Source organism: Vibrio sp. BS-M-Sm-2, assembly GCF_041504345.1.
Lineage (GTDB): Bacteria > Pseudomonadota > Gammaproteobacteria > Enterobacterales > Vibrionaceae > Vibrio > Vibrio satsumensis.
In genome coordinates this window covers 2,782,712-2,808,422 of sequence record NZ_CP167894.1, presented here as the reverse complement: position 1 = coordinate 2,808,422, position 25,711 = coordinate 2,782,712, and the positions used below count along the sequence as shown (strand labels likewise).

Sequence of the window (25,711 nt, the reverse complement as noted above, 5' to 3'; positions counted from 1 at the left end):
CTTTTGTTTTAAGCCTATTTTTATTACTGCAGTTATGCGCGAGCTTGTAGTGCTTCGTTCTCAATACTGATTGGAACCACTTGGCTGATCATTTTCACCAGCATAATCGATCGAGCCTCACCGTCTTTCTGATCGAAAATAGCTTCAACCCCAGCAAACTGGCCACTCTGAATCTTAACTACCTGCCCAGATTCAAACTCAACACAACAATCTTCAGTTTCTATGCTGCAGCACTTCTCGAACTCTTTGAGCTCAAACACTAAGTCTCCTTGGACCTCGTGCGGCCGAGCACCGAACTTAATAAAGTCCACAACGCCACGTGTTGAACGAACGGTCGTGAAGCTAGGACCTTGCTCATAATCGAAGCGAACAAAGATGTAAGACGGAAACAGCGGTTCTTTGACCTGCTTTTCTTTCCCTCTCACCACCTTTTCGACTTCTATTTGAGGGTAAAAGCACTCTACCCCTTGATTCTCTAAGTGCTGCTGAGCGCGTTTTTGATCACCACGCTTACAGTAAAGCAAATACCAACGTTTCATTTAACTAGCCATGTCATATTTTTAGATATTTTACCACATGCCTAAAACGGTTAAATCGCCATTCATAAAATGAGTCGTTACTAACAAGAAATAATGCGTAGCAGACCAATTTATCAACAAAAAGTTATAGGAATCGAAAGTGGTTAAGCATTGTACAAGGATCATTTAAAGATCAAAAGACTCATTGTTGTAAGCATATGTATGCCGCACTCAAACTGGAACACCATTCCATTTAAACCCAAAATGATACAATAGACAAATACATCTAAACATTTTTATTTAACAGATCATTTAAAACGGTTATTAACCAACCAGCTCAAATCTGGAAAATTAGTTTGCAGCACATCCTAAATGGGCAACATTAAAAACAAATACTATTAATATCAACAACTTAACCAAATCAAGTTATCGTAACCATAAAATACGTCTATTGCAGACTTTTATCCCACTGTGTATACATGAATGACTATAAAATCTTTTAATACCTAAAATTAGTAAAACTTATGCCAAGCAACCACAACATCTTTGGCCACCCTAGAGGCCTATTTCTACTATTTAGCACAGAGCTATGGGAACGTTTCTCCTACTATGCAATGCGTGCAATTCTTGTTTTATTCTTAACTGATACCACCCTTAATGGTGGCCTTGGTTGGTCAACAAAAGACGCACTCGATCTCTACGGGATCTACACGGGTTTAGTCTACATCACACCATTAATTGGTGGCTGGATTGCCGATAACTACCTAGGACAACGTAAATCGATCCTGATTGGTGGTGTATTAATGGCTCTAGGCCAATTCACACTTGCCCTACCTAACGGTTTTATTGGCTTAGACCAAGTCAACGCTCTGTACCTTGGTTTAGCACTGCTTATCAGTGGTAACGGTATGTTTAAGCCAAACATCTCGACCATGGTTGGCGACTTGTACCAGGAAGGTGATAACCGCCGTGATGGTGCTTTCACCATTTTCTACATGGGCATCAACTTAGGCGCACTACTTGGTGGCTTAATTTCGGGTGCAGCAGTCGATTCATTCGGCTGGAAAGCAGGTTTCTTGGCTGCTGGTATTGGTATGGTTATTAGCTTGATCATGCAGATGACGATGGCTCAATCTTGGTTAGGCAACATCGGTTCTGTACCTGCGGCTGCTCGAGCAAAAGAGCTGAACAAATCGAAAGAGAAAGCGCCACTGACTAAAGAAGAATTCGACAGACTAAAAGTTATTCTGATTATGGGTCTGTTCGTAATCGTTTTCTGGGCTGGCTTTGAACAAGCTGGCGGCCTAATGAACATCTACACTCAACAATATACTGACCGTATGATTGGTGGTTTTGAAGTTCCTGCTGCTTGGTTCCAATCTCTGAACCCATTCTTCATCATTACACTTGCACCGATCATCGCTGCGTTTTGGGTGAAACTAGGTAAGCGTGAACCCAACTCACCGGTTAAATTTGCGATGGCGTTGTTCTTCTTAGCACTTGGCTTTGTGTGCATGATGGGTGCGGTAATGGAACAAGGTGGCGACCTAACAGTGAAAACATCGATGTTATGGCTAGTAGGTGCATTCTTCTTCCATACCCTTGGTGAGCTTTGTCTATCGCCTATTGGCCTGTCGTTGGTCACTAAGCTAGCTCCACTTCGTTTAGCATCACTAATGATGGGTGCTTGGTTCGGCTTCAATGCGGTTGCAAACTACGTAGCAGGCCTAGTGGGTTCTCACGTTGGTGAACTTGGCGCGATGTCTATCTTTGGTGGTATCGCGATTACAGCAACAATTAGTGGCGTATTATTGCTTCTTTGTGCTGGTAAGCTTGTATCATGGATGCATGGTGTAGAAACCAACATGACGCTTGAAGCAGAACCAAAAGCTGAGACAGCAGAAACGTCGGTGGCTTAATATCTAGATCCATTTCAAGAAGAAACATCAAGATCAAAAAGGGCTGCTCAATGAGCAGCCCTTTTGTTATCTATTCAATCGACACATCAATTAGCGATGAAGCGCTACCAGTTCAGCCATCATGTCGATATGTGAGTCTCTATCGTTAAGACACATAATGTAGCTAAAGTCTGAGCCACCAGCTTCGATGAAAGTCTCTTTACACTGGTCTGAAATCTCTTCCAATGTTTCCAAGCAATCCACCGAGAATGCAGGCGCCATGATATCGATCTTCTTGATGCCTTTGTTTGGCAGTGATTCAAGCGTCTCATCAGTGTATGGCTTCAGCCACTCCTCTCGACCAAATCGAGATTGGTAGGTCATGGTGATGTCTTCTTCAGATAAACCTAGCTCTGCTGCAAGCAGTTTTGTCGTCGCTTCACAGTGCTGTGGATAGATATCGCCTTCATCAGCTAAGCGCTTCGGAATGCCGTGGAACGAACAAACCAAGTGATCAGCTCTGCCATTTTGATCCCAATGACTGCGAACGCTTTCAGCCAGTGCTTTGGCATAGCTCGGGTGTGAATAGTAATCGCGAATAAAGCGATAGCTTGGGATTACAGGCATCTGCTTAAAAGCTTTGGTTAAGCCATCAGAAACAGCCGCTGTCGTTGTACCTGAGTACTGAGGGTACAAAGGCAATACAATAACGTCTTCAACGCCCTGCTCCATCAGTTGTTCGATACCCGTCTTAAGGCTTGGGTTACCATAGGTCATTCCCAATGCAACCGGCATCTCTAATTTTTTCTCTAGCTTTTCCGCTTGTCTCTGCGAGTAAACGAGCAAAGGTGATCCATCATCCATCCAAACCGACTGATATAGCTTCGCAACCTTAGGTGAACGAATAGGAAGAATCACCCCATGCAGAATAGGACACCAAAGCCAACGAGTTAGGTTTACTACTCGCTTGTCGTGCAAGAACTCACTCAAAAATCGACGAACGCCAGCTGGGGTCGCAGAATCTGGCGTACCTAAATTCACCAGTAAAACGCCCTGCTTTTTATTATTTTCCATAGATACCTGAGACCAATATGTGATTTTCTGGAAAGTAATATACTAATCTGCATAAGTTTAAGATCATTGCTTCCCACTAAATGTCTGAATAATCATTCTTTAAACGGGATATCACAACATCTACTTTCGATTGTGAGCCACCTTCATCAAAAACGGTTTCGTCTTGAACGATGTGTAATCGAATTATCTAGATTGGTATCGTACTAAAAATTGAAACAAAAAAAGCGACCCTTAAGGTCGCTTCCAATATATCAAATTCTAAAACTGGCTGTTAGCCAATTATGCTAGTGCTTTCTCAAGTTCTGCACTAACTTCAGCAACTTGCTTAGTACCGTCAAACTTAAGGTACTGAGTGTTACCTGCTTCAGCTTCTTTACCGTAGTAAGAGATTAGCGGAGCTGTTTGATCGTGGTATACACCTAGACGTGCACGAACTGTTTCTTCTTTGTCGTCATCACGTACAACTAGCTCTTCACCAGTTACGTCATCTTTACCTTCTTCTTTAGGTGGGTTGTACACATTGTGGTATGTACGACCAGAAGGAAGGTGAGCACGACGACCAGCCATACGCTCAACAATCACATCGTCAGCTACGTCGAATTCAACAACGTAATCAACAGCGATGCCCATTTCTTTTAGGCCATCAGCTTGTGGGATTGTGCGTGGGAAACCGTCTAGTAGGAAACCTTTCTCACAGTCATCTTGAGCGATACGCTCTTTGATAAGACCAAGGATAATTTCATCAGAAACTAGCTGACCAGCGTCGATTACTGATTTTGCTTGCTTACCAAGCTCAGTACCCGCTTTGATAGCAGCACGTAGCATGTCACCAGTTGAAATTTGAGGGATACCAAATTTGTTCATGATGAAGTTAGCTTGAGTACCTTTACCCGCGCCAGGAGCACCTAGAAGAATGATGCGCATGTTTAATCCTCTTATAAAATTATGATTTATACCGAAGCTCACTATCCCTCCATTCTTGCTCATTTTTAGGATGAACAGAAAGAGTTAAGTAACCATTGAGGCTAAGCAAAACTGTGAACAGAAGCAAAACGGTAAGTTTCGGTATAACGTTTAAAAATCATACAACTGGAGATAGTAGCTTCCTAGCCCCAGCTGATTAGGTCGAGCATTCTATCACATTAATATTCAATTTGGCTGAATTTACGACTAAAGAATGCATCGACAACATTTGTTGTGACGATAACGGTGACGTCGACCACGTTAGGTCAATTTTCAGCGACGTTCATAAAAAAAGCCCGCATTTGCGAGCTTTTTATTACAATTATTGACTTAACCTAAAGTCGAAAGACTAACGCTTTGTTAGTAGCTCGTTGATTGCACCCAAGAATTGTGACGGATCTTCCATTGAGCCTTTTTCAGCTAGCATAGCTTGGCCAAGGAGTAATTCAACCCAACGGCCGAACGCTTGCTCATCAGCTTCATCAGCCATCTGTTTCACAAGTGCGTGTTCAGGGTTAATCTCAAAGATATACTTAACTTCCGGTGCCGCTTGACCCGCAGCTTCAAGAAGCTTAGCCATTTGCGTGCCCATTTCGAAGTCGTCAGTGACAACAACCGCAGGTGTTGTTGCTAGCTTGAAGGTCGTACGAACTTCTTTAACACGACCACCTAGGTAAGATTGAGTGCGCTCAACAACAGACTTGAACTCTTCTTCTGTCTCTTTTTGTTTCTCTTTCTCTTCTTCACCTTCGAACTTGCTTAGATCTAAGCCCGCTTTAGTGATCGATTGGAACTGTTTACCGTCAAAGTCAGTCAGATAGTTCATTACGTACTCGTCAATGCGATCGTACATTAGAACCACTTCAATACCTTTTGCTTTGAATTGCTCCAAGTGTGGGCTGTTCTTAGCAGCAGCGTAGCTATCCGCGGTTAGGTAATAAATTTTATCTTGGCCTTCTTTCATGCGCTCTACGTAAGACGCTAAGCTGATGGTTTGTTCAGCCGAGTCCACTTCCGTTGATGAGAAACGAAGCAGGCTAGCGATCTTCTCTTTATTCGCCATGTCTTCCGCTGGGCCTTCTTTCATTACTAGGCCAAACTCTTTCCAGAACTCTAGGTACTTTTCGTTATCATTTTTCGCCATGCGCTCAAGCATAGTCAGTACACGCTTAGTACATGCGCCACGAAGAGACTGAGTTACCTTGTTATCTTGCAGAATTTCACGAGACACGTTCAGTGGCAGATCGTTTGAGTCAATCAAGCCTCGCACAAAACGCATGTAAGATGGCATGAACTGCTCAGCATCATCCATGATGAATACACGCTGTACATAAAGTTTTAAACCGCTCTTGTGGTCACGGTTCATCATATCCCAAGGCGCTTTTGCTGGGATGTAAAGCAAACTTGTGTAGTCGTTCTTACCTTCAACTTTGTTGTGGCTCCAGGTTAGTGGATCAGCAAAGTCGTGAGATACGTGCTTGTAAAACTCTTGGTACTCTTCTTTCTCGATCTCAGACTTGTTACGAGTCCAAAGCGCTTGCGCCTTGTTGATCTGTTCCCAGTGTTTCTCTTCGGTATCTTTACCTTCATCATCTTTCACAGCTGTGAAGATAGAAACTGGAATGCCGATGTGGTCAGAATATTTACCAATCACTTCACGCAGACGCCATTCATTTAAGAACTCTTTACCGTCTTCACGCATATGAAGAATGATGTCAGTACCACGAGACTCTTTCGTGATGTCTTCAATTGTGTAGTCGCCTTCACCAGCAGAGTGCCATTGCACCGCTTCATTGCTTGCAAGACCTGCGGCACGTGTGCGAACCGTTACCGCGTCAGCAACGATGAATGCAGAGTAGAAACCAACACCAAATTGACCAATCAATTGAGAGTCTTTGCTTTGGTCTTCAGATAGCTTTGAGAAAAAGTCTGCAGTGCCTGATTTAGCGATTGTGCCTAAATGTTCAATAACGTTGTCACGGCTCATACCGATACCGTTATCAGAAATCGTTAACGTATTTGCCTCAGCGTTGAATGAAAGTTTTACACCTAGATCTGCATCACCTTGGTAAAGGTCACCGTTCGATAGAGCTTGAAAACGAAGCTTATCAGCCGCGTCAGATGCGTTAGAGATCAGCTCACGTAAAAAGATTTCTTTATTTGAATACAGTGAGTGAATCATTAGATGAAGTAGTTGTTTTACTTCAGATTGAAAGCCACGAGTCTCTTTATTTTGCGTTGCCGTTTCGCTCATTTTTACTCCAAAACATCTATACTTTATGTTGAATAATCATAGGGGCGTAACACTTGATGCCACTCTTCTGTTCATTAACATGAGGATGACAAATGTAAATTCAAGGTCAAAAATCATAAAAACACTGTTTTTTTGATCTGTTTTTATTATCCTTGAGTCTGATAAATATAAAAGAACATAAAAGAAGCCATGATTTGGTGAAGAATTAACGGAACTTCACCTGAGATTTGTCTATTTCGCACCCAAAATCATCCAAAATAGAAGAATTCAATGAGCAATATCGGCACAAAGTTTATTCTCGCACAGCGGTTCGTATTCGATCCAAACAGCAACTCACTTGTTGACCAACTGAGCGACGGCGAAGTCGTACGTCTTGGCAGCAATGAAAGCCGCATTCTCCTGATGCTGTCAGAAAGACCCAATGAAGTTATCACTCGCAATGAATTACATGAGTATGTTTGGCGAGACCAAGGCTTTGAGGTTGATGACTCAAGCTTGACGCAAGCAGTATCGACTCTGAGAAAGATGCTTAAAGACTCGACCAAGTCTCCAGAATTCGTAAAAACAGTGCCTAAGCGCGGTTACCAATTTATTGCGACAGTCGAGCGCTCTGCCCCATTTTCATCAAATGATCAGCCAGTAGCGGCTGAAATTGCAGAAAATGACGTAGAACCTATCCTAACGTTTGCAACACCGACAGCGGCTGAAGAAGCGAGCACTGAAACGGTTGAACCTGAACCGATTGCGAACGTTCAAGAAACTAAGGTTGAAGCAGAACCAGCAACAACTCCTGTTGCGACTCCGGCAAAACGCACCGATAAGTGGTTAACGTTTTCGTTACTGCTTGCTGCTTTCATCATGCCAATTTTGGTATTAACGTTTACTAACCCGGCAGAGTCTAAGTTCAAAACATTGGCAGAAGTGGATGGTGTAAAAGTTCAATCACCGATTAATCACCCAGATCTCAGTAGTTGGCTGCCAGCGATAGAGAAGTGTGTATTGCGTTACAACACTAATCACACTGGTATGCTAAAGCCGACTGAAGTGATTGCAACAGGTGGACAAACCAACAACCTTGCTCTCAACTACATTCACCCGCAAGAGTACTCAAGCGAAAATGTAACCCTAAGAATTTACGCAAACCAGTCGGATGTAAACGACATTTGTAACGGTGGTCAGTAACATGAAATTAAAAGTATCAATTATTTTACTGGTTCTATCTGCGTTTTTAAGTGGTTGGCTACATTGGGGCAGCGATGCAAAAGTAGAGCGCTTGCTTACTCAGCATGAATGGCAATCGAAAATGGTGACTCTAATTAGCGATAACAAACAAGCTGATTCAATTGGCCCACTTCGTAAAGTTGAACTGTCGTCGAATGCAAAGTACCTACCCAATGGTACGTACCTGAGAATGTCTGTGGTTAGACTGTACGGCACTCAAACGGCACCTGCAAATGTCATCAACATCTCTGAAACAGGTCAGTGGGATATTAACGATAACTACTTACTGGTTTCACCAACAGAGTTTAAAGATGTGACTTCTGCTCAGCGCCAAGACTTTTCTGAAGAACAACTAGAGCTTATCACTCAAGTCATTAAGATGGACGCTGAGCAAAGCCGTCGCATTGACATCGTTAACCCGAAGGCACTGTTACTGACTAGCTTAAATCATGGTTCTACCGTATTGTTTTCAAACTAAGATTGGAAAGCTATTTACTGCATTCCAATGGCTAATACCATGAAACGGTTAACCAATAGGAAAAGGGGCATGACGCCCCTTTTTTGCTATCCGTGCTCCATCTCGTCATTGGAGCAATGATACCAGTAGGAAATTACTATTATAGCGTTTAGAGGAGCATCCATGAGAACAGAACCTACTCAAACAGCGACATCAATTGCTAAGGCTTCCATATCCATATATTACTGTCGCCAGTGCAATTGGATGCTTCGTTCTAGTTGGTTATGCCAAGAGCTGCTTCATACCTTCAGTGAGGAAATTGAACAAGTAAGCTTGCATCCAGATACCGGAGGCAGATTCGAAATCTTTTGTAATGGTGTACAGATTTGGGAAAGAAAAACAGATGAAGGTTTTCCAGAGGCTAAAATTCTGAAGCAAAGAGTGCGAAACATCATTGCTCCAGACAGAGACCTCGGCCACGTAGACTCAAAATAAGCCTTTTTATAGCAGTGACAGATTCAAGTTCCGTCCCCCTATTAAATGTTGATGAAACTGAATACGAGAGCTTATAGCTGGCCACTCACAAGCTCATCACCTTCAAGACTAATAACTTTGAACGTATTATTTTCATATATACCGTAGCTCGCCGCGTGGCCATCTCGTGGGAATGTCACCGAACTAGGGTTAAAGATAAATATATCATCTTGATATTCTGCAACTGGAACATGGGTATGGCCATGGGCAATAATATCACCCGCTTTCAGCGCTGGACGTTTGTTGGTGTTGTATAAATGACCATGGGTTAGAAAGATACGTTGGCCTGATTCTAATAGTACCCACGAATAATCCATCATCATAGGAAAAGACAACAGCATCTGATCCACTTCGCTATCGCAGTTGCCACGAACAGCAATAATCTCTTGAGAAAACGCATTCAACTTTTCTGCAACCACCGGCGGATTGTATCCTTCTGGAATCGGGTTTCTTGGTCCATGATTCAGAATGTCACCCAATAACACTAAATATTGCGCACCAGACGTTCGGTATAGCTCTAATACTTTTTCTGTTGCGGGCAGCGAACCGTGTAGGTCTGAAGCAAAAAATAATTTCACACGTACTTCTCCATAAAATTTATGAGCCTATTGTACGTATCTAAATGCTACACGTCATCTCTCGCCATGCCGTTGATCACGATATTATTGTAACTAACCATACCGACTATCTTGTTGTCACGCACTACTGGCGCACGACTGATACCAAAGCGCTCAAACAGGCGAGCACAATACTTTACGTTCATCTCAGCAGACACGCTTAGCGCTGGCTTGGTCATGATCTCATAAACATTAGTACGCTTGGGAGAACGGTTCTTAGCCAGTACTTTCTTGGCAATGTCATTCATCAATACAATGCCGTACTCGTCGTCTGCGTGGCGTTTATCGACAATGATGGCCTTTACTTTGTGTTTCTTCGCCATCTCTATCGCTTCCAACACCGTGGTTAGCCCATCAATAATCACATAGGTATTGGCCATTACGTCACTCACACGAATCTTGTCATTGGTATTCATAGTTCATCCTCCACAACCTTAGTTAATGTTTCGACTTGATGCGCTACCCCGACGGCATCTTCGACGTCGATCTGCACTGCTATACCTTGTCCTGACTCTTGGTCGAACTCACCCACTTCACTGATCCTTTCTAGGATATGCCTTGCTAGATGCTCTTCGACAACAAACAGCAATACATCTTTTTGCACCTCTAACGTTAACCCAAAGAAGGTGCGCTTTTGGTTTAACCCCTGCCCCCTGGCATTGTTAATCACCGTTGCTCCGGTTGCGCCCGCATCACGTGCGGCATCGAGCACGGTGTCGGTCTTGCTCTCTTCTACAAACGCTAAGATCAATTTAAAGCGCATCTTTGCTCTCCTTAGAGGTGTGTAAACGGTTTAACCATTGAGTTATTTGGGCGTAGCTCATCACCGATATAATGGGAAATAAGCTGGCAAAAGCGATCAATCCAAAACCATCAATGACAGGGTTTCGTCCTGGTACGGTTGAAGCGAGCCCAAGCCCGAGCGCCGTTACTAAAGGGACTGTCACCGTTGACGTGGTTACGCCGCCCGAGTCATAGGCCAGTGGAATAATGAGTTTTGGGGCGTAAAAGGTTTGAATGACCACGATGACATAACCAAAAATGATGTAGTAATGGATCGGGTCACCCGCAACGATACGATAGCTGCCAAGTGAGATACCGATAGCAACCCCTAATGCCACGGCGATCCTCAATCCATTGACGCTGATACTGCCACCGGAAACTTGGTTTGCCTTAATCGCCACAGCGATCAAAGAAGGCTCGGCTATCGTGGTACTGAAACCAATGCAAAACGCGAAAAGATAGACCCAGTAATAATCAAACCAAGTCAATGCAAGACCAGAGCTGATCTTAAACTCAGCCAAAAAGCTTGGTTCAGTGAGTTGCATTGCCATCGTTTCCCCTAGAGGGAACAACGCGAGCTCCAAGCCCATCAGAAAAAGTGATAAACCAAGAATGACGTAAAAGAAACCAATGAGTACTTTGGCTAGGTTATTGACTGGCTTACGCAGCACTGCTAACTGAAAACCAAAGATGATGACCGCAATCGGAATCACATCCATCACAGTGCCTAAAAAGGTATCGATAAATTGTTGAGCACTGATCATGTCACCACCATTCCGTACACCATGACAAACATCATTGGTAACAATGAAGCAAACGCGATCAATCCAAACCCATCAGTCATCGGATTGCGTCCTTTAATTGCCGAGGCCAAGCCAACGCCCAACGCTGTTACCAAAGGAACGGTGATCGTCGATGTTGTGACCCCCCCAGAGTCGTACGCAATCCCAATAATATTTTCAGGAGCAAAAGCAGTGAGCGCCACCACACCAATATAACCACCAATGATCATGTACTGAATTGGCCAACCTTTTAAGATTCGTAACACGCCGAGTAAAATAGCAATGCCAACCGACAACGCCACAGTAAAGCGCAGGCCATCGGCATACTGCTCCATTTCATCTAATGAATTAGGAATGACTCCTCCCTCGGCTGCCACTTCTGCAGCTTCGGCAGCGACTGCGGTTAACGCGGGCTCGGCAATGGTGGTGCCGAATCCTAAACAGAAAGCGAAGGTCAATAACCAGAACACACTGCCCTTTCGCGCAAATGCTTGAGCCATCGATTCGCCAATCGGGAACAACCCCATTTCAAGGCCAAAGATGAAGAAAGTCAGACCAAATACCACCAGCACTAAACCAGTCAAAATAGACAACAGATGAGGGAGTGGCTCTTGCAGAACAGCAAGCTGAAAGAAAGCGATTACCGCTACGATTGGCAATAGATCCCTAAGGCTACCTAACATGGATCGAAACAAAGCAAGCACCGCCGTCATCGCAATTCCTTGTTGCTGATTATGAATTACTAATAATCATGGCAAATCCTTATAATTCCTTATGTGACAAATATTACGCAGTTGGTAACATATCCGAATAAAGTGCATAAGTGTGATAGCGATACACATCTTGACCAAATGAATTTAATTTCACCCTGAGTAAATTGAAAAAGGCGTAATTTGGGCATCACACGATTGAAACCTTATGATCGTTATAGTGATTTTTTCGTATTGATTGGCGACTAAAAACAAGCCATGTCTATAATTATGTTTAATAGGGAGATTGGTATGAAGATATTGTTAACTGGTGGTACTGGATTTATTGGCTCTGAATTAGTCAAGAGTTGGAACACTGACGACGTGACATTGCTGACGCGGAGTCCTGAAAATGCGAAACAAAATCTAAATCACCTCAACCAGAACAACCTTCATTACATTCAATCCCTTGATGAGATCAGTGATCTCAATGACTTCGAGGTAGTGGTCAACCTTGCTGGCGAGCCTATTGCTGATAAACGCTGGAGTACAGAGCAAAAAGAGAGGATCTGTAACAGTCGCTGGCACATCACTGAAAAACTGGTCGAATTAATTCATGCCAGTAGCAACCCGCCACAAGCTTTTATTAGCGGCTCAGCCGTAGGTTACTATGGCGATCAGCAGCAGCACCCGTTTGACGAATCACTGCAAGTAGAAGATGAAAGCTTTCCTCATAAAGTCTGTGCCCACTGGGAAGAAATAGCCAAGAGAGCCCAATCAGACAATACGCGTGTGATACTACTACGAACAGGGATTGTACTTGGCGAAAATGGCGGCGCACTCAAAAAAATGTTAATGCCCTATAAACTCGGGGTCGGTGGACCACTAGGTTCAGGTGAACAGTATATGCCTTGGATTCACATGCTTGATATGGTGAGAGCCATCAACCATTTGTTGTCAATTCCTCACGCTCAAGGGGAATTCAATATGTGTGCACCTCACCCTGTTACCAACAAACTGTTCAGCAGCACGTTAGCTAAACAATTAGGCCGCCCCCATTTCTTATTCACCCCGAAATGGGCAATGTCGCTTCTGATGGGCGAATCATCTTGTCTGCTATTTGACAGCATTCGCTCCAAACCGAAGAAACTCACTGAGATGGGATTCATCTTTAGTTACTCAAGAATCGAGCCGGCACTAAAAAACTTGTTACAACATCAAGACTAATTCTTTACCCTAGATCGATAGAGACTCTAATAAAGGATTAAGTGTGAACAAGTCGATTCTTATTACCGGTTGCTCAACAGGTATTGGCTATACATGTGCTCATGCACTTCAAAAGCGTGGTTTTCATGTCATTGCATCTTGTCGTGATCCACAAGATGTTCAACGCCTTCAAGACGAAGGCCTCACCTGTATTCAATTAGACCTTTCCAACCAAGAAAGTATTGAGCATGGCGCCAAGCTTGCTATTGATCTCGCACCTAATGGATTGTATGGATTATTCAATAACGGTGCTTACGGTCAAGCAGGTGCGCTAGAAGACTTACCGACCCAGGGGCTCAGAGAGCAATTCGAAACCAACTTCTTTGGTTGGCATCATCTCGTTTGTCAGATCCTTCCGCACATGCGCGAACGTGGCGAAGGTCGAATCGTACAAAACAGTTCCGTATTAGGTTTTGCAGCGATGAAGTATCGTGGTGCTTATAATGCTTCTAAATTCGCAATTGAGGGCTGGACGGATACCTTGCGATTGGAGCTGCATGGCAGTGGTATACAGATCTCATTACTGCAACCAGGGCCAATTGAGACTCAATTTAGAACCAATGCCTTAAAAGCGTTCAATAAATGGATCAACATTTCTGGCAGCGCTCACCAAGACGCTTATCAACAACAAAAAGATCGACTCAAAAAAGAATCATCGAATAACGCTTTTGTGCTGCCTCCCGAAAGTTGTATTGAGCCGGTATTCCATGCTCTCACAGCCGATAAACCCAAGTTAAGATATCGAGTTACAACTCCAACTAAGGTGTTCGCGGTATTGAAAAGAATTCTACCGAGTCGCTTGCTAGACCCTATTTTGAGAAAAGCTGCATAAATTGCTAACTTTGAATGCAGAGTCGCAAACTTTAATGTAACGATGTAATTTTTCCGTAACAATAAGATGCCATGATGATCCTATCCCATCAATTATTCCCAATTGATGGTTCTACTCTGGAAATCTCATGACTTTAAACCGCCTTAATTGGGTAGGTGTGGGTCTGGCTATTACGTTGTTTATTCTGTTTTGAGTATCTCACGCAACGCCTCACTGACTACCTCGATGATAACGCTATGCCTTCCATGTTGAGATAACAACTCTATCAACATCGAAGCATAGCGTTTTTCTATTTTTGGTTCTTTTATCCGAGATAACCGAGTTAGATCTTGAAGTTACCGACTAATCCCCCCATATTTGCAACGTATCCACAAAACAAACCTCAAGGAACGTAAATGCAATCTCCGCATATTGTTGAACTTAATGAGCAGAACTTTCGTCAAGTATTAGAAGGTTCGATGCAGACCCCTGTACTCATCCATTTTTGGGCACCAATGAGCCAAGAGAGCGCCCAAGTCATTCCTGAACTCCAAACATTAACTCAGCAGTACAACGGTGCTTTCACGTTAGCGCTATTGAATTGCGAGCAAGAACAAGCGATTGCTAGCCAGTTTGGTGTTCAAGCACTGCCTACGATTGCACTGTTTGTTAACGGTCAACCTGTCGACGGGCTTGGTGGTCCTCAAAGCTTAGACGCGATTGTAGAGATGCTAAGCAAACACCTTCCTAGCCAAGATGAACTTGCGCTGCGCCAAGCTCTTGAGCAAATGCAAGCTGGCGAACACACACAAGCGCTAGCTGCAATGCAGCAACTTCCAACAGAGCTAACAAATAAAGGTGAAGTAAAACTGGCGATCGCAGAGTGTTTGTTAGAAACGCAACAATTTGACCTTGCTGAAATTCAGCTATCAACCATCCCTCTTGAGTACCAAGATAATTACTACAAAGGCTTAGTCGCCAAACTTGAGCTTCACAAGCAGGCTGCAGACAGCCCTGAAATACAAGCATTAGAAGCCGCTCTTCAGCAAAACCCAAGCGATGCTAAAACGGCATCTGAATTAGCATTACAATATCACCAAGTGAACCGCAGTGAAGAAGCAATGGATCTATTGTGGTCTTTCCTAGCCAAAGATCTTAATACTCTCGATGGCGACATGAAAAAAGAGTTCATGGACATATTGAGTGCGCTTGGACAAGGTAACCCAGTTGCCAGTAAGTACCGCCGTCAACTTTACTCTCTGCTTTACTAGTCAAGTTCTGTAACTGCTAAGTCTTAAGCCAGTTAGCTATCAAATCTAAATTCAGCGAATCTACCTATTAGGTTTTTGAATGCAAAACTCCATAATGGGCCATAAAATCAATGTTTTATGGCCCATTTCTCATTTATAAATTTGCCCCGCCTTTAAATATACGCCAGTATGAGTAATAAACATTCAAAAACTTAAACTTGCAAAGGACTTTGTATGCCTATTGATACCTTGATTACTATTGGCGTCTTTACTGCCGTCGCACTACTGTTTATTTTCGCCGGAGTAAAAACGGTTCCGCAAGGCAATAACTGGACCGTAGAACGCTTTGGCCGATACACACATACTCTTAAACCGGGTCTTAACTTAATCATTCCATTTATTGATAAAGTTGGACAACGCATCAGTATGATGGAGCGTGTTCTCGATATCCCAGCACAAGAAGTCATCTCCAAAGATAACGCGAATGTAGTTATTGATGCGGTGTGTTTTGTTCAAGTGATCGATGCACCTAAGGCGGCTTATGAAGTGAATGACCTTGAACACGCGATTCGTAACTTAACCCTCACTAATATTCGTACTGTACTGGGCTCGATGGAGCTGGATGAGATGCTTAGCCAGCGTGACATGATCAATACTAAGCTCCTAAATATCGTTGATGAAGCAACTAACCCGTGGGGCGTAAAAGTCACCCGTATCGAAATTAAAGACGTACAGCCACCAGCAGACCTTACTGCTGCGATGAATGCCCAGATGAAAGCCGAGCGTAATAAACGTGCTGATATCCTTGAGGCAGAAGGTGTACGACAAGCAGAGATCCTAAAAGCGGAAGGTCACAAGCAATCAGAGATCCTGAAAGCAGAAGGTGAGAAGCAAGCGGCAATATTGCAAGCAGAAGCCCGTGAGCGTGCCGCAGAAGCAGAAGCTAAAGCGACAGAAATGGTATCAACGGCAATTGCTCAAGGTGACATGCAAGCGGTCAATTACTTTATTGCACAAGGTTACACCGACGCATTGAAATCTATAGGCCAAGCTGAAAACGGCAAGATCATCATGCTGCCACTCGAAGCAACTGGCCTTATGGGTTCTGTCGCGGGTATCGCGGAGATGTTTGCACATAAGAATGACAAAGGTAGTAAGGACTAACTTATGGTCGAATTACTAGAACAAGTAAACCACTGGCATTGGTTAGCGTTTGGTCTAGCATTGTTAGCGCTTGAGCTAATTGGAACCGCTGGTTACTTTTTATGGATAGGCATATCTGCCATGTTGGTCGGTGCCCTATTAGGCGCACTACCAATCGGTTGGCAGATGCAATGGCTGTCCTTCGCTAGCTTCTCTCTGATTACCACTTGGTTATGGTGGAGAAGACAACTGTCTAATGACAGGCAGTCAGATGCAGGGCGAGAGTTAAACCAAAGAGAAAAACAACTGGTAGGTCAAACCATTATTCTAAGTGAAGACGTAAAGAAAGGTAGCTGTCGAATTAAGTTCGGTGACTCTTCTTGGTCAGCAAAGGCGAGTCAAGATATCCCATCTGGCACCGAAATTAGGATTGTCGCTTTAGACGGAATAGTTCTAATAATAGAACCTTTATAAAAAATAGCTATATGAAGCCTGTATTTTCAATAAATGCAGGCTTTTTCTATTTTTGAACCTTAATAATATTCGAATTATCATTACGATAGATTGAATAGTAAAAAAAATAAGTTCTTATTTCGTAAAGCTAAAAATTTTGATTGAGCTAAAAAGATATAAGAAAGTCAGGTTTCTTAACCAATATATATATGAATAGTGAGCCACGCTCTCGCTTAATTATAATTATTAAAAATGTTAAGTCCGTCCAATTTTTGAAATTTTCCTTTCCTTGTCCATACTTTCATTTATCTCAACAAGAGATAAACATAACGGAGTCTGTATGAGACATTTCCTAATAATTTTAACAGCGATATTCAGCCTGTCATTCGGCAGTGCTCTGGCGAGCAGTCAGTCTCCAGGTAACGGAAACATGGGGCCTATTGTTAAGTGCTCAGATGGCAATGCTGTCACTCATGTACCAATTCTGATCTGCAAACATTACGGCGGAACAGTACTGTGATAAGTAATTAAAGTCAGGCTAGTAATACTATTTGCAGCCTGACTATTATTTACATTCGAAACTAACTGCGGCCAGCAAGGTTGTTTAAAATAGGACATTCCGTTGAAGTGTCTCCAGGGCAATCATGTACCCAAGATTGCAGCTGCACCTTCATCTTGTTTAATTCCGCAAGCTTCAACTCTATTTCATCTAACTTCTGCGTGGCTTTCTTTTTTACTTCGTAGCTTTGTCTGTTGGGGTTCATTGCCAATTCAACAAGCGCTTTACATTCGTCAAGAGTGAATCCAACCATCTTAGCTCTCAGTACAAACTCCAACTGTTCGATGTGAATCTCGCCGTATTGCCTGTACCCATTTTCTGAACGGTGCGGTGGGCTCATCATGCCCTTACTTTCGTAAAAACGAATGGATTTCGCTGTCGTACCAACACGCTTTGCTACTTCACCAATATTCACAATCTTACCTGTAAGCCTAAAAAGAAAAACCGCAGTACTGCTGTTATACAATACTGCGGTTGAAAAACATAGCTAGAGACTTACGTTAGAAGCCTACTCTTGCTCTAACAGCCAAATCATAGTTTGAGATTTTTCTTCGCTGTCTAGCTTATTGAACCAATATGAAACCATTTCGATTTCTTTTGAGCCTTCTAGTGATGCAGGGTTAGCGTTCTTACGGTTCTTGAATGCCCAATCTGTCACTGCAGATTGTTCTTCTTTTGTTGCTTCGCCGTACCAGTAGTTAACCATCTCTTGTGCTTGCGAGGCTTTTGGTTCCTCTGCAGAAACTGCTGCTACTGGCACTGCAGCTACAGGAGCAACCGCAATAGCTGTATGATTATTCGCACCGTTGTAGATTGTGTCGATATACGCTTTCGGCACAATAAAAGTTGTACTCATTGTTGAGTTTTGTCCATCAAGCGTAAACTCTAAATTCTTTGCTCTTGATTGCTGAATGTCAGCATCACTTAATGGAAATTTAATATATTGAGTCTTTGTACAATGCTCACTGCAGCTTTCTCTTGGTACTTGTCTCTCTTCTAGCTCTATCGTCTTACCAAAAAAGCTAACAGTTTCGTACTCTTTATAACTTTGGAAGTAGCTTACATCCATAGTGATTGAAGATTCTGGGGCTGAATTCTGTGTTACTTCTTTGTTATACGTAAAGTAGAGTGACGATTTCAGGATATCCGCCCCTACATTAGCTTTACTTTCAGCCACATAAGATTGTCCAGTCACTTGAATGTAACCACCTTTAGGCTGTACATCTGCTACTGAATCTGCAAAATTACTTTTTGAATCGAGTGAACTACAAGCTCCCAAAAATAATGATAATACAACTACACTAACTTTATTCATTATGACTAATTCCTTATGTTCACTATGGAAAAACGCTGGCAAAATAATTTACCAGCGTTTTGATTTTTATCTAACTATTTTTAAGCTGATAACTTTAGCTTAGAAACCGTACTCAAGACCAACGCGAGTTACGATATCTGTATCAGCGTCACCAACAGTACGACCCGCTACACGTAGGTAAGGTACGAAACCGTTGTGAACTGCCATTAGCTGACCAGAGATAGTGTTGCTATCTGAGTTAGCGTCTTTAGAACCGTTTGTTTCAGACTCAAGGTTCGCTGCGTAACCTAGTTTGAAACCGATTGGACCATTCCAGTATTGACCAATGATTGAGTAAGAATCTTGAGTCACTTTACGAATGTTATTATCTAGCTCTTCGCCTTTATACGCAGCTGCGATACCAAAGCCTGCAGGTAGACTTGCTTCGAAGCCAACGATGTATGCGAATGTATCGTCATCATAGCCGGCAACCTCAGGAGCTTGCTCTGGTTGACCATTTTCATCAAATGACCAATCACCACCTGAAGCAGCAACTACGCGTGTACCAGACTCTACCGCACCCATGAATGTGATTTTTTCGAAGCTGTACTTAGCACTTGCACCAACGAAGTTAGCATCACGAGTCGCCGCACCACCACCGTTGTCGTTATCATCACGACCAACAGAAGCTGCAAAAGAGAAACCACCAAATTTAGCTGAATCGTAACGTACTTGGTTAGATTGACGATCGTAGTGACCGTTGATGCCGCCCCAATCGAATACAGAACCTAGACCAGGGTTAGAGAATGGCCAGTCGACGATTTCGTATAGTGGCGTAAGAACACGACCCACACGTAGATTACCCCAAGAGCCAGAAGCGCCAACGAACGTATCACGGAAACCTAGAACACCGCCTGAAACGCCACCGTGAGACCAGTCTGTGCTATCTACGTAGCCAGATTCGATCTGCATTGTGATTGTAACGTCTTCAAACATATCTTTGTGAGCACGGAAGCCGATACGAGATTCATTCTCTACAGCATAGCCAGAGCTAGAGTCATTGTTGTCAGTTGTGTTGTAGTTCACTAAAGAGATAGCTGCAACACCGTACACGTCAACGTTGAAGTCAGAGTTGATACCAACTTCTTTCGCCATTACGCCTGTCGATAAAAGTGCAACTGTTGCACCTAGTAGAGTACGTTTGAAAATTTTGTTTTCCATGGAATAAAACTCCTAAAAATGGATATAGCTGTTTGAATATTCCCCACCTAAAGTTGGCCGCCGTAGAGAGAAATACCTTTTCTTGTTTGAGAACCCTGAACTCTGAATTCTCTATTTCCTTTCTGGTTATACACATCGTGTGCATCCATGGCATTAAGACTAACTTCGCCCTCAAAAAGATCAATGAGAACTTAATTTTCATCTAAAAAAATATGAGTTGGTGCAAATTTAGTAGGTACTTAGTGATCCAGATCGATAAATTGAAAAAGCCACCCCGAAATACAATTAAATCAAATAAAAACAATAACTTAACGATTTGTTGTTTTTATAAAAATAGATATGACTCGCATATTTCATACAACTGGAACGGTATTTCATTAATATTGAGCAGCGTCACTGTCCTGACTTTAGAGTTCATATAGGAACAAAATTATCAACAATTAAAAAGCCCTCATTTTTATATCAGAAACAAAAAAGGCACTCCCTTAAAAGGAGTGCCTTTGAGCTTTTTTTATCTGTATTTACTTACGAAATAAGGGCTATTAGATCTTCTTCTGTTCTTATTTCGATACCTAAATCTTGTGCTTTGGTTAATTTAGAACCCGCCGCTTCACCGGCAAACAAGATGTCCGTTTTCTTAGATACGCTACCCGTAACTTTCGCACCCAATGCTTGCAATGCCGCTTTGGCTTCACTGCGACCTAGTTGAGAAAGTGACCCAGTCAACACAACTACCTTACCTTCTAGTGGTAGCTCTTGATCATCCGCAGCTTCTTCGATGACAGGCCAGTTCACGCCAAGTTCTATCAGCTGATCGACTACCGCTCTGTTTTTCTCTTGCGAAAAGAAACTTGTGATATGGCTAGCGACGATGTCACCAATATCAGACACCTCAACTAATTGTTCATGGGTCGCCACTTGAACCAGCTCCAGTGTTTTGAAGTGTTGCGCCAAGTTCATCGCAGTTGCTTCACCCACTTCACGAATACCTAGCGAATAAAGGAAACGTGCCAGTGTTGTGTCTTTGGCTTTATTAAGCGCACTCACCACATTTTGCGCCGATTTAGGCCCCATACGATCAAGAACTGTGATCACGCCCGCGCTGAGCTTGAACAAGTCAGCGGGCGTTTCTACCATTTCACGGTCTACAAGCTGCTCTATCACCTTTACGCCAAGACCATCAACATCCAGCGCCTTTCTCGACACAAAGTGCTTCAGCGCTTCTTTACGCTGCGCCTGACATACTAAACCGCCAGTACAACGCGCTACAGCCTCACCCTCTATGCGCTCAACTGCTGAGTTACATACTGGGCAAGCGCTCGGGAATACGATGTCTTTCGCAGTTTCAGGACGACGATCTAGTACAACAGCCACAATTTGCGGAATCACATCGCCAGCACGGCGAATAATAACGCTGTCGCCTATCTTCACGCCTAAACGAGCAATCTCATCGGCATTGTGAAGCGTGGCATTACTCACCGTCACACCACCAACAAAGATAGGTTCCAGTTTAGCAACCGGCGTAATAGCGCCCGTACGGCCTACCTGGAACTCAACATCGTTAAGCAGAGTGACCTCTTCTTGCGCTGGGAATTTGTAAGCAATCGCCCAGCGAGGCGCTCTAGCAACAAAGCCAAGCACTTCTTGTGCGGCAATATCGTCGACTTTGATCACCACACCATCAATCTCATAAGCCAGAGCATCGCGACGGGTCATGATGTCTTGGTAATAAGCCTTTACGTCTTCAAGTGAGCTAAGCTGCTTAGTCTCAGGACACATAGGTAACCCCCAGCCTTTCAGCTGTAAGAAGCGTTGATAGTGGCTATTAGATAGCTCAGCGCCCTCTACAACACCAACACTGTAGGCATAGAAAGCCAGCGGGCGTTTCGCTGTAATACGAGAATCCAGCTGACGTAAGCTACCTGCTGCGGCATTACGTGGGTTAACAAAGACTTTCTCGCCTTTCTTCAACGCCATCTCATTCAACTTATCGAAACCCGCTTTTGGCATAAACACCTCGCCACGAACTTCAATACGCTCTGGCCAGCCTGCACCTTGTAATTTAAGTGGGATAGAGCTGATAGTACGCACGTTTTCAGTGATATTTTCACCCGTCGCACCGTCACCACGTGTAGCAGCCTGAACTAGGGTACCATTCACATAGAGCAAGCTAACGGCAAGGCCATCAAGCTTAGGTTCACAACAGAAAGTCTTGAGATTTGCGGTTGGCGCCCTATCAGACATTCGCTTATTGAACGCATCCAAATCTTCATCAGAGAAAGCATTGTCCAGAGAAAGCATTGGGATCTCATGAGTCACTTGAGTGAAACCATCGAGAGGCTGACCACCAACACGCTGGCTCGGAGAATCTACCGTCACTAGCTCTGGGTTCTCTTCTTCGATCTTTAGCAATTGCTGCATTAATCGATCGTACTCGACATCAGGGATCTCAGGGCTATCTTCTACGTAATAACGAACGGCGTGATAATGCAGAGTTTCTCTTAACTGCTCTAAGGTAACTTGAATCGATTCTTTCATATCATTCTCTGTCGTGATTGAAATATCAAAAAGGGCTCCCTTAGGAGCCCTTTTCTATAAATATAGATTATTTACAAGGCTAAACAATACGGCTAGGCATTCGATGCCGTCATAAAGTCTCTGATTTGCTTGCGGTATTCAGATAAACGGTTTGGTGTCATTAAGTTGCGCGATTCATCCAATACGTTTCCGCCCATATCGTCGGCAATTTTCTGCGCCGCACTCAACATCACATTGAAGTTCTGATCAGCTTGACCGTAACAAGGCAACGTCATAAAGAACGAAATACCTTTAGTCGTGAAGTCAGCAGGATCATCATGTTCTAGCGTTCCCGGCTGCATCATATTTGCAACGCTGAAAATAACCTTTGGTGCGTCTGTAGATTGTGCAAAGCAGTGGTAGATAGACATCTCACCATAAGTTAAACCGTTGTTCTCCATGCTACGGAAAAGTTCTGTACCCACAAATGGGATCTCTCCAGCACAGTGAACATTAAGAACGATAACTTCTAAGCCAAGTTCTTCATCTGGCTTCGCTTCTTCAACAGATGCACTTTGCGGAGTAACGACTTCTTTCGCAACAACTGGCTCTCTTTGAGTGAACGTTTCATTTGGAACGAGTGGCTCATCAACCGCCTCAGAAGACTCTTCAAACGAACCGTACTGCTCTTTAAAGCCTGCATGGTTTTCTTTTTGCTCGTCAGTCAACTCAAAGCTTGGAACTTCAGGCTCAACAACCTTCTCTTCCTCAATCACTTCAGGTTCACTTTCAACCTTAATTGGGTCTTCTACGCTGAAAGAAGGAAGATCATTCAATTCGATGTCGTCTTCGTGAGCTTCTTTCATTACTGGTGCTGTTAGTGGATCAGAGTCAATCAGCGGATCAGTCGCCGATGGTGAAACAGCAAAATCCGGCTCTTTACGCTCTTTTCGGATTATCTCAAAATCATCTTCTGGGGCGAATGAACGGTTTGGGATTGTTTCTGCTTGATCTAAGCTGTCGTTATCAAGCTTACCAAGCGGCTTATCTCCAAACTTTGCTTTCCCTTCTTTTTTACTCGTCCATAGGCCATGGAACAATAATGCGGCGATAGCTAATGCGCCAACAATAATGAGTACAAATCGCAATTCCTGCATTTTTCGCTCTCAGCTTTCTTAGTCAACTAGCTATAAACACGCTGTCACTAAGTTGGGTTAATTTGGCTAATCTCACTACTCTATCAAAAGTAGCCACTGTTTTAGAACAACTTAATACAATTAGTTCCTTACATGGTGTGATTTTCACCACGCTTTTTTCTTAATTTCGGTCGAGTACACTAGACGTGTTTGCTATTTAACCAAATTCACATGTGACCTAATTTAAATATGACTATAGAATCTGTTCCCCGCTCCGGCTTTGGCTATTTTATTTTTGGAATAAAAATCGCTTTGTCGCCGAGCATTCGTAAGTTCGTACTAATGCCACTTATCGCAAACGTGTTACTCGTTGGTGGTGCCTTGTTTTATATCTTCTCCAACCTAAACACTTGGATTGAAGGTTGGATTGGTGCATTGCCAAGTTTCTTGTCGTGGTTGTCATACATTTTATGGCCATTACTTGTGTTAACCGTCTTGGCCACTTTCTCGTATTTCTTTAGCACACTCGCTAACTTCATTGCAGCACCGTTCAACGGTTTACTCGCAGAAAAAGTTGAAGAGTTACTTATTGGTAAAAAAGTGAATGATGATGGTTTACTTGATGTCCTCAAAGATACCCCACGTATATTAGCGAGAGAATGGCGTAAGCTTGTCTACGTTCTGCCAAAAGCGATCGGTTTATTCCTACTTTTGTTAATTCCTGCACTAGGGCAAACCGTTGCACCGTTTTTATGGTTCATTTTCACAGCATGGATGTTAGCGATTCAATACGCCGACTACCCCTTCGACAACCATAAAATCAAGTTTGACGACATGAGAAACAATTTGAAACAAAAACAAGGCAAGAGCTACAGCTTTGGCGCACTTGTTTCCGTGTTCACAACGATTCCAATTTTAAACCTGATAGTAATGCCCGTTGCCGTTTGTGGCGCGACAGCAATGTGGGTTGCTGAGTTTAAAGACCAAGCTCTACGCTCACGTCTATAAGTCCTCGTCTCTAACCCTGCCTATACTTCCTAGTTTCGCCTATCTTTTTGAAGTTCTGATTTCAATAAAGATAGGCGTCAATTCTGCTACATATCTATATGATATAACTTTTTAATCCTTTTACCTTTTTTTCAACTTGTTTAATCTAAATTCAAGCTGAAAAAACATCGAAAGACACTAGACGGTAAAGTGATTGATATACTACGTTTAGTTCTGTCATTAAATGAAGGAATATCGCATGAGCAAGATCTACGAAGACAACACCCTAACGATTGGTAACACACCTCTAGTCCGCCTTAACAAAGTAAGCAAAGGCAACGTCCTAGCTAAGATCGAAGCTCGTAACCCAAGCTTCAGCGTTAAGTGTCGTATCGGTTCAAACATGATCTGGGAAGCAGAAAAAGCAGGTACGCTTAAGCCAGGTATCGAGCTTGTTGAACCTACCAGTGGTAACACAGGTGTTGCTCTTGCATTCGTAGCAGCAGCGCGCGGTTACAAACTAACGCTAACTATGCCTGAGTCAATGAGCCTAGAACGTCGTAAGCTGCTTAAAGCGCTTGGCGCAAATCTAGTGCTCACTGAAGCACCAAAAGGCATGAACGGCGCAATTGCAAAAGCTGAAGAGATTGTTGCTTCAGATCCAAGTAAATACCTATTACTACAACAGTTCAACAACCCAGCAAACCCACAGATTCACGAGCAGACGACTGGTCCTGAAATTTGGGAAGCAACAGACGGCGAAATCGACGTGTTTGTAGCGGGTGTTGGTACTGGCGGTACTATCACTGGTACAAGTCGTTACATTAAAGGTGAAAAAGGCAAAGCGATCACTTCTGTAGCGGTTGAGCCAGCAGAGTCTCCAGTGATTGCACAAGCACTTGCAGGCGAAGAAATCAAACCAGCGCCACACAAAATTCAAGGTATCGGTGCAGGTTTCATCCCTGGAAACCTAGATTTAGAGATTATTGACCGTGTTGAATCGGTAACTTCTGAAGAAGCGATTGAGATGGCTCAACGCCTAATGAAAGAAGAAGGTATTCTTGCAGGCATCTCATCTGGCGCGGCAGTTGTAGCAGCGAACAGAATCGCCGAACTACCTGAATTTGCAGGAAAAACCATCGTTACTGTACTACCAAGTTCAGGCGAGCGTTACCTAAGTACCGCGCTATTTGCTGGCATCTTTACGGAAAAAGAGAACCAACAATAATATGTGGTCAAATCAATTTTTCGTCCAAAAAAGCCCCGTTTAGGGGCTTTTTTGTT

26 protein-coding genes are annotated in these 25,711 nt (G+C 43.2%); 12 read left to right on the top strand and 14 right to left on the bottom strand.

All coding sequences use genetic code 11. The features are described from left to right. Nucleotides 1–32: 32 nt before the first annotated feature. Nucleotides 33–539 (bottom strand): transcription/translation regulatory transformer protein RfaH, encoded by a 507-nt coding sequence (gene rfaH, locus AB8613_RS12980; protein WP_061019532.1) that lies wholly within the window; start codon nucleotides 537–539, stop codon nucleotides 33–35. A 503-nt stretch (nucleotides 540–1,042) separates the two neighbouring features. Here rfaH and AB8613_RS12975 point away from each other — a divergent pair. After that, on the top strand, nucleotides 1,043–2,437 hold the full coding sequence (locus AB8613_RS12975; protein WP_123311293.1) for a peptide MFS transporter: 1,395 nt from the start codon (nucleotides 1,043–1,045) through the stop codon (nucleotides 2,435–2,437). Between the two features lie 90 nt (nucleotides 2,438–2,527). On the opposite strand, the gene hemH is transcribed toward AB8613_RS12975, so the two are convergent. The 3 genes from hemH to htpG all read right to left on the bottom strand — a co-directional run bounded on the left by hemH (nucleotide 2,528) and on the right by htpG (nucleotide 6,707). Further along, the gene (gene hemH / locus AB8613_RS12970; RefSeq protein ID WP_137001204.1) at nucleotides 2,528–3,490 is read right to left on the bottom strand and encodes a ferrochelatase; all 963 of its coding nucleotides are present in this window, start codon (nucleotides 3,488–3,490) and stop codon (nucleotides 2,528–2,530) included. Nucleotides 3,491–3,769: 279 nt separating this feature from the next. Continuing rightward, complete coding sequence (gene adk / locus AB8613_RS12965) at nucleotides 3,770–4,414, bottom strand: adenylate kinase (RefSeq protein ID WP_060982203.1); 645 nt, start codon at nucleotides 4,412–4,414, stop codon at nucleotides 3,770–3,772. A gap of 388 nt (nucleotides 4,415–4,802) precedes the next feature. Then, nucleotides 4,803–6,707, bottom strand: coding sequence for a molecular chaperone HtpG (gene htpG, locus AB8613_RS12960; protein WP_327783592.1), 1,905 nt, complete (start codon nucleotides 6,705–6,707; stop codon nucleotides 4,803–4,805). 270 nt (nucleotides 6,708–6,977) lie between these two features. Between htpG and AB8613_RS12955 the strand changes: the two genes are divergently transcribed. The 3 genes from AB8613_RS12955 (at nucleotide 6,978) to AB8613_RS12945 (ending at nucleotide 8,880) form a co-directional block, all read left to right on the top strand. After that, a complete protein-coding gene (locus AB8613_RS12955; protein WP_146490383.1) occupies nucleotides 6,978–7,889 on the top strand; it encodes a transcriptional regulator in 912 nt (303 codons plus the stop codon). Between the two features lies 1 nt (nucleotide 7,890). Continuing rightward, the gene (locus AB8613_RS12950; RefSeq protein ID WP_061019528.1) at nucleotides 7,891–8,406 is read left to right on the top strand and encodes a regulatory protein ToxS; all 516 of its coding nucleotides are present in this window, start codon (nucleotides 7,891–7,893) and stop codon (nucleotides 8,404–8,406) included. 195 nt (nucleotides 8,407–8,601) lie between these two features. Beyond that, nucleotides 8,602–8,880, top strand: a complete 279-nt coding sequence (locus AB8613_RS12945) for a SelT/SelW/SelH family protein (RefSeq protein ID WP_146490399.1) — start codon at nucleotides 8,602–8,604, stop codon at nucleotides 8,878–8,880. A 71-nt stretch (nucleotides 8,881–8,951) separates the two neighbouring features. Here the strand turns inward: AB8613_RS12945 and yfcE are convergent, their stop codons facing one another. Genes yfcE through AB8613_RS12920 form a run of 5 tightly spaced genes read right to left on the bottom strand, consistent with a single transcriptional unit; the run spans nucleotide 8,952 to nucleotide 11,814 of the window. Continuing rightward, nucleotides 8,952–9,497: a phosphodiesterase gene (yfcE, locus tag AB8613_RS12940; protein WP_060982198.1), complete on the bottom strand. Its 546-nt coding sequence runs from the start codon at nucleotides 9,495–9,497 to the stop codon at nucleotides 8,952–8,954. A 47-nt stretch (nucleotides 9,498–9,544) separates the two neighbouring features. Then, complete coding sequence (locus tag AB8613_RS12935; protein WP_060982197.1) at nucleotides 9,545–9,952, bottom strand: CBS domain-containing protein; 408 nt, start codon at nucleotides 9,950–9,952, stop codon at nucleotides 9,545–9,547. After that, nucleotides 9,949–10,299, bottom strand: a complete 351-nt coding sequence (locus tag AB8613_RS12930; protein WP_054547637.1) for a P-II family nitrogen regulator — start codon at nucleotides 10,297–10,299, stop codon at nucleotides 9,949–9,951. The genes AB8613_RS12935 and AB8613_RS12930 overlap by 4 nt, the downstream gene beginning before the upstream one ends. Next, the gene (locus AB8613_RS12925; protein ID WP_327783591.1) at nucleotides 10,289–11,083 is read right to left on the bottom strand and encodes a DUF1538 domain-containing protein; all 795 of its coding nucleotides are present in this window, start codon (nucleotides 11,081–11,083) and stop codon (nucleotides 10,289–10,291) included. The genes AB8613_RS12930 and AB8613_RS12925 overlap by 11 nt, the downstream gene beginning before the upstream one ends. Next, nucleotides 11,080–11,814: a DUF1538 family protein gene (locus AB8613_RS12920; protein WP_372383922.1), complete on the bottom strand. Its 735-nt coding sequence runs from the start codon at nucleotides 11,812–11,814 to the stop codon at nucleotides 11,080–11,082. Before AB8613_RS12920 ends, AB8613_RS12925 begins: the two co-directional genes overlap by 4 nt. A 288-nt stretch (nucleotides 11,815–12,102) precedes the next feature. Between AB8613_RS12920 and AB8613_RS12915 the strand changes: the two genes are divergently transcribed. From AB8613_RS12915 to AB8613_RS12890, 6 genes are all read left to right on the top strand, one after another. Further along, complete coding sequence (locus AB8613_RS12915) at nucleotides 12,103–13,017, top strand: TIGR01777 family oxidoreductase (RefSeq protein WP_372383921.1); 915 nt, start codon at nucleotides 12,103–12,105, stop codon at nucleotides 13,015–13,017. A gap of 43 nt (nucleotides 13,018–13,060) precedes the next feature. Continuing rightward, nucleotides 13,061–13,888: an SDR family oxidoreductase gene (locus AB8613_RS12910; RefSeq protein WP_372383920.1), complete on the top strand. Its 828-nt coding sequence runs from the start codon at nucleotides 13,061–13,063 to the stop codon at nucleotides 13,886–13,888. 395 nt (nucleotides 13,889–14,283) lie between these two features. Further along, nucleotides 14,284–15,138 (top strand): co-chaperone YbbN, encoded by an 855-nt coding sequence (locus AB8613_RS12905; RefSeq protein ID WP_372383919.1) that lies wholly within the window; start codon nucleotides 14,284–14,286, stop codon nucleotides 15,136–15,138. A 213-nt stretch (nucleotides 15,139–15,351) separates the two neighbouring features. Continuing rightward, entirely contained in the window at nucleotides 15,352–16,281 is a 930-nt protein-coding gene (locus AB8613_RS12900; protein WP_017063395.1) for an SPFH domain-containing protein, read from the top strand. A 3-nt stretch (nucleotides 16,282–16,284) separates the two neighbouring features. Beyond that, nucleotides 16,285–16,734 carry an NfeD family protein gene (locus AB8613_RS12895; protein WP_146490391.1) on the top strand — a complete coding sequence of 150 codons (450 nt, stop codon included), beginning with the start codon at nucleotides 16,285–16,287 and terminating at the stop codon, nucleotides 16,732–16,734. Nucleotides 16,735–17,053: 319 nt separating this feature from the next. After that, complete coding sequence (locus AB8613_RS12890) at nucleotides 17,054–17,233, top strand: hypothetical protein (RefSeq protein WP_081090150.1); 180 nt, start codon at nucleotides 17,054–17,056, stop codon at nucleotides 17,231–17,233. Nucleotides 17,234–17,294: 61 nt separating this feature from the next. Here AB8613_RS12890 and cueR read toward each other — a convergent pair whose 3' ends face one another. The 5 genes from cueR to zipA form a co-directional block, all read right to left on the bottom strand. After that, the gene (gene cueR / locus AB8613_RS12885) at nucleotides 17,295–17,687 is read right to left on the bottom strand and encodes a Cu(I)-responsive transcriptional regulator (protein ID WP_060982188.1); all 393 of its coding nucleotides are present in this window, start codon (nucleotides 17,685–17,687) and stop codon (nucleotides 17,295–17,297) included. Between the two features lie 93 nt (nucleotides 17,688–17,780). After that, nucleotides 17,781–18,587 carry a DUF2057 domain-containing protein gene (locus tag AB8613_RS12880; protein ID WP_285954951.1) on the bottom strand — a complete coding sequence of 269 codons (807 nt, stop codon included), beginning with the start codon at nucleotides 18,585–18,587 and terminating at the stop codon, nucleotides 17,781–17,783. 99 nt (nucleotides 18,588–18,686) lie between these two features. Further along, a complete protein-coding gene (locus tag AB8613_RS12875; protein ID WP_372383918.1) occupies nucleotides 18,687–19,787 on the bottom strand; it encodes a porin in 1,101 nt (366 codons plus the stop codon). Nucleotides 19,788–20,312: 525 nt separating this feature from the next. Next, nucleotides 20,313–22,325 (bottom strand): NAD-dependent DNA ligase LigA, encoded by a 2,013-nt coding sequence (gene ligA / locus AB8613_RS12870; protein WP_146490394.1) that lies wholly within the window; start codon nucleotides 22,323–22,325, stop codon nucleotides 20,313–20,315. Nucleotides 22,326–22,417: 92 nt separating this feature from the next. After that, complete coding sequence (gene zipA / locus AB8613_RS12865; RefSeq protein WP_146490395.1) at nucleotides 22,418–23,461, bottom strand: cell division protein ZipA; 1,044 nt, start codon at nucleotides 23,459–23,461, stop codon at nucleotides 22,418–22,420. Nucleotides 23,462–23,689: 228 nt separating this feature from the next. On the opposite strand from zipA, the gene cysZ reads away from it, so the two are divergent. Together cysZ and cysK are read left to right on the top strand one after the other, a co-directional pair. Then, on the top strand, nucleotides 23,690–24,448 hold the full coding sequence (gene cysZ / locus AB8613_RS12860; RefSeq protein WP_076654827.1) for a sulfate transporter CysZ: 759 nt from the start codon (nucleotides 23,690–23,692) through the stop codon (nucleotides 24,446–24,448). A gap of 238 nt (nucleotides 24,449–24,686) precedes the next feature. Then, complete coding sequence (cysK, locus tag AB8613_RS12855; protein WP_060982183.1) at nucleotides 24,687–25,655, top strand: cysteine synthase A; 969 nt, start codon at nucleotides 24,687–24,689, stop codon at nucleotides 25,653–25,655. The last annotated feature ends 56 nt before the right edge of the window (nucleotides 25,656–25,711 follow it).